A 3,531-nucleotide genomic window follows, 5' to 3' on the forward strand; every position below is an offset into this window, starting at 1 on the left:
CTCTCAAAACATAGGCCTTCTAGGCTTGCCTTGCGACAAATATCCAACATCGATTACTTTTACATTGCCGCCGCGTTGACACTTTGTTAACGTTCGCTCCTTTACAAGGAGGATCGGAACATGACGAAAACCATCGGGATAGCCGCGCTTGCAATCAGTGCGATTGCATTTGGCTCAGTGGCGCACGCAACACCAATCAAATGGACCTTGAGTAATGTCATTTTTGGCGATAGCGGAACTGCGTCTGGTTCCTTTGTCTATGACGCCGATACAAATACGTTTAGCATGGTCAGCCTGTCTACTACAGCAGGCAGCAGCGGGACGGCGAGCACGTTCAGTTCGGTTTGCTCAGTAAGTGCCTGCCCCGTTCCGAGTTCCGATCAAGTTGTCTCTGCCATAGACCCCGCCTCGACTACAGGCGACATGACAAACATAAAAGTGCTCTATATGGCTTTCGCAACCCCTCTCACCAATTCAGGAGGGACTGTTGTACTGACTTCAGGAGCTTCGGGTACCTGCATCAACTCTACATGCTCGATTCCTCCCACTGATGCACGCAACATCACTGGTGGCCAATTGAATGGCGTTCCATACGTAGCCCCCACCGCCGCTACTCCTGTCCCCGCCCTCAACCAATGGGGTCTGGTACTACTTGCCTCTCTTCTTGGCAGCTTGGCCTTCTGGCGTCAGCGCCGCAAGCCTTAAGAGAAGCCAGTACTCGGCTAGCCTTCAGCCTTGAAATTGATGCTCCACCCGCAGGAAACGGCGAGATGAAGCGCAACACCTGCGAAGGGAAACCATTCACCTTGGCGAGTGGCTCCGCCCAGGCCGCGCTCGCCAGGGCGGTCGCCATCAACACTACGCTCATCGAACGGATTGCACGCATATTTGTCTCCTTGTATGAATATCGGAAAGCGGCTTGATCAATCAAAAGGTTCAGTGGCCCGCGGCCTGCGCCTGGCTGCTTGTCTGCGGCAGATGAAAATCGCCGAGTTCCTGGGCATCGAGTTGCTGCACGAGCCCCGTTTCCCACGCCAGGTATTGGCGCGCCGCGTCCTTGTTTCCATCATGGCGGTCATGCACGAAGAACAGGTAGTCGATGCACCTGGCATCGGGCGGAACGTCATCAGCACTCTCCTGCGGCAGGCCGGACTTCACCCAAGCATCCATGCCGCCGCAAAGCAGCGCGGCGCCCACACCCAGCTCCCGCGACGCCCATTGCGCCACGGCGGATTCGTCAGCCACCAGGACGATGGAGCGTGTCTCGCCTTGCAAGTCCTGCGCCAATCGAGGACGGATCGACCAGATCGCACCCGGGATATGGCCCGCCCGATACTTCATGCTCGCGCGCAGATCGACCACGATGGCCTGGTTTTCAAGCAGGCGTTGCCGCAGTTCATCCACCGAAATTTCCGGCAGCGAAGGCCCGCTCGGCGTTGACGCGGGCGCGAGCTCCAGGCCGCTGTCCAATCCACCCGTCAGGACATTCGCGTCATGCCCCATCTGGCGAAGCCAGCTCGCCACCACGGCGGCGCGCACGTTGTCACTGTCGAAGAGCACCAGCCGCGCCTTGCGCACGCCCACATACTGATCGGCGGCCTGCATGAGCTGTCCTCCGGGAGTCAGCTGCGCGCCGGGTAGCGTGCCGGCACTGAACTCCTCGGGTGTGCGCACGTCACACAGAAACAGGGTGCGCGATGCGTCACCCGCCCACTGCCTGACCGTGGCCGCATCAACGAAAGGCACCTGGAATCGTTCGGCCAGCCTGGCGGCGGATGGCCTGAGCGCATCGCTGCCCGTGTCCTGTCCATACTGGCGGGTTTTTCCGTGATCGAGCTGCAGATCGGCCAGGTACCAGCCCTGAGTACCGTTTTCGAGCGCAAAGACGGGATTGGGAATACCCAGGTTGATCAGCGTCTGTGCGCCAAGAATCGAGCGCGTGCGGCCCGCGCAGTTGATGACGATGGGCGTGCCCGGATCGGGCACCAGGCTGCCGATGCGGTACGCCAGTTCGCCGTTGGGGCAGCAGGTGGCGCCCGGAATGCTCATCTTGTGGAATTCGGAGACGGGCCGTCCATCCAACACTACCAGCGGTTCGCCGCAAGCCTGCCTTTGCGCCAGTTCCTTCGCTGTGATTCGTGGTGTGCCGTAAGCATGCTCCACCAGCTCGCCGAACGTCTTGGAAGGCAGGTTCACGCCGGCAAACAGCACATAGCCGGCAGCGCGCCACGCGGCGGTTCCGCCTTCAAGCACACGCACATCCGTATAGCCCAAAGCCTCCAGCGCCCGGGCGGCACGTTGCGCAACGCCTGCGGTGCCATCGTCATAAACCACCACTCGCACCTGCTTGCGCGGCACCAGCCGAGGCACGTCCACTTCAAGACGGCTGAAGGGAAGCGGCGTCGCATGGAAAAGATGCGACTCACCGTACTGTCCATGCTCGCGCACATCAAGGACGGCAATCTCGCCGCCATCGTGCAGCCAGGCTTTCAACGTGGATGCAGAAATTGGTTCAGTCATTGCATTGCATTCAAAAATTCAGACAAAGCTCCGCCTGCGCGCCCATGCGGGCGCACGGATCGAAGCCGACGATTCAACAAGAAATCAGCGAAGAATCAACGCACGGCGCTCACGCGCGGCGGGTCTTCACCCCTATGTCCATGGTCTGGCAAGTGCCTGCCTGCAGGTCATAGCTGGTGCGCGAATTCAGTGTTTCCAGCGCGCGGCCATACATGTGCAGATGGCGGATCACCTGCTCGCCCTTGATCTCCACCGAGTGGATGTCATCGGGCATGAGCGCGATGCCACGGCCCGGCTCCACCACGACGAGATCGACCTCCCTGAGCGTGCCCTTGCCCGCAACGGAGCCGTCATCGGTGCGCTCATAGACTCGGTTGTGCTCGGTGCCTTCCACCGCGGCGATGCAGGCCCAGGTAGTGTGATTGTGTGGAACGATCTTCTTGCCCGGGCGCATGACGTTCAGGTACAGCGCATAGCTTTGGTCCGGGTCCTCCGCGATCAGGTAACGCGCCTGATGCTCGCCCTCTTGCGGGGCGGGGAAATCGGCCTGCGACCAGAACCCGCGATGTGCCGCCAATCCCACGAGCTGGCTCAACACCTTGTCAAGATCGGGACGCGTCAGGACATCGCCCCCCAGGGCAGCCTTCATATTGTCGATAGCGACATTGACTGCGGCTGTGCGTTGCTGGGCATTCGTATTCAAAGCTGGCTCCTGAAAAATGTTCAATGCCATTGAATCTATCAACGCATTTCCAAGAGAACAATCCTAACAACCGATGAGAATACTTTAGTAATATTTATATATGGAAAAAATGCTTGAACTCGAGCTTCTGCGCACATTGGTCACCATCGCCAATCTGCACAGCTTTGCCGCGACCGCCGTGCATCTGGACAAGACGCAGTCCGCCATCACGCAGCAGATGCAGAGGCTCGAGGAAAAGATCGGCCATCCGCTGTTTGAGAAGCAAGGCCGGCAAAAGCAATTGACCGACCATGGGCAACGGCTGCTGG

Annotated in this window: 5 protein-coding genes; 3 read left to right on the plus strand and 2 right to left on the minus strand. The window is 59.3% G+C overall.

Annotated elements, in window-relative coordinates:
- Positions 1-120 precede the first annotated feature (120 nt).
- Together ABWP92_RS16905 and ABWP92_RS16910 are read left to right on the plus strand one after the other, a co-directional pair.
- Complete coding sequence (locus ABWP92_RS16905) at positions 121-705, plus strand: IPTL-CTERM sorting domain-containing protein (RefSeq protein WP_353236569.1); 585 nt, start codon at positions 121-123, stop codon at positions 703-705.
- A 65-nt stretch (positions 706-770) separates the two neighbouring features.
- Positions 771-923 carry a hypothetical protein gene (locus tag ABWP92_RS16910; protein ID WP_353236570.1) on the plus strand — a complete coding sequence of 51 codons (153 nt, stop codon included), beginning with the start codon at positions 771-773 and terminating at the stop codon, positions 921-923.
- Positions 924-936: 13 nt separating this feature from the next.
- Here ABWP92_RS16910 and ABWP92_RS16915 read toward each other — a convergent pair whose 3' ends face one another.
- Positions 937-2,520, minus strand: a complete 1,584-nt coding sequence (locus ABWP92_RS16915) for a rhodanese-like domain-containing protein (protein WP_353236571.1) — start codon at positions 2,518-2,520, stop codon at positions 937-939.
- 109 nt (positions 2,521-2,629) lie between these two features.
- Positions 2,630-3,223, minus strand: a complete 594-nt coding sequence (locus tag ABWP92_RS16920) for a cysteine dioxygenase family protein (protein ID WP_353236572.1) — start codon at positions 3,221-3,223, stop codon at positions 2,630-2,632.
- Between the two features lie 100 nt (positions 3,224-3,323).
- On the opposite strand from ABWP92_RS16920, the gene ABWP92_RS16925 reads away from it, so the two are divergent.
- Positions 3,324-3,531, plus strand: a 208-nt coding sequence (locus ABWP92_RS16925) for a LysR family transcriptional regulator (RefSeq protein WP_353236573.1), incomplete at its 3' end; no start/stop codon positions are given.

The sequence above is a fragment of the Diaphorobacter ruginosibacter genome, from assembly GCF_040396215.1.
GTDB classification, from domain to species: domain Bacteria; phylum Pseudomonadota; class Gammaproteobacteria; order Burkholderiales; family Burkholderiaceae_C; genus Diaphorobacter_A; species Diaphorobacter_A ruginosibacter_A.

Bases quoted from the DNA above. Each gene is read 5' to 3' on its own strand.
- ABWP92_RS16905 (WP_353236569.1), top strand. From the start codon at position 121: ATGACGAAAACCATCGGGATAGCCGCGCTTGCAATCAGTGCGATTGCA.
- ABWP92_RS16915 (WP_353236571.1), bottom strand. From the start codon at position 2,520: ATGACTGAACCAATTTCTGCATCCACGTTGAAAGCCTGGCTGCACGAT.
- ABWP92_RS16910 (WP_353236570.1), top strand. From the start codon at position 771: ATGAAGCGCAACACCTGCGAAGGGAAACCATTCACCTTGGCGAGTGGC.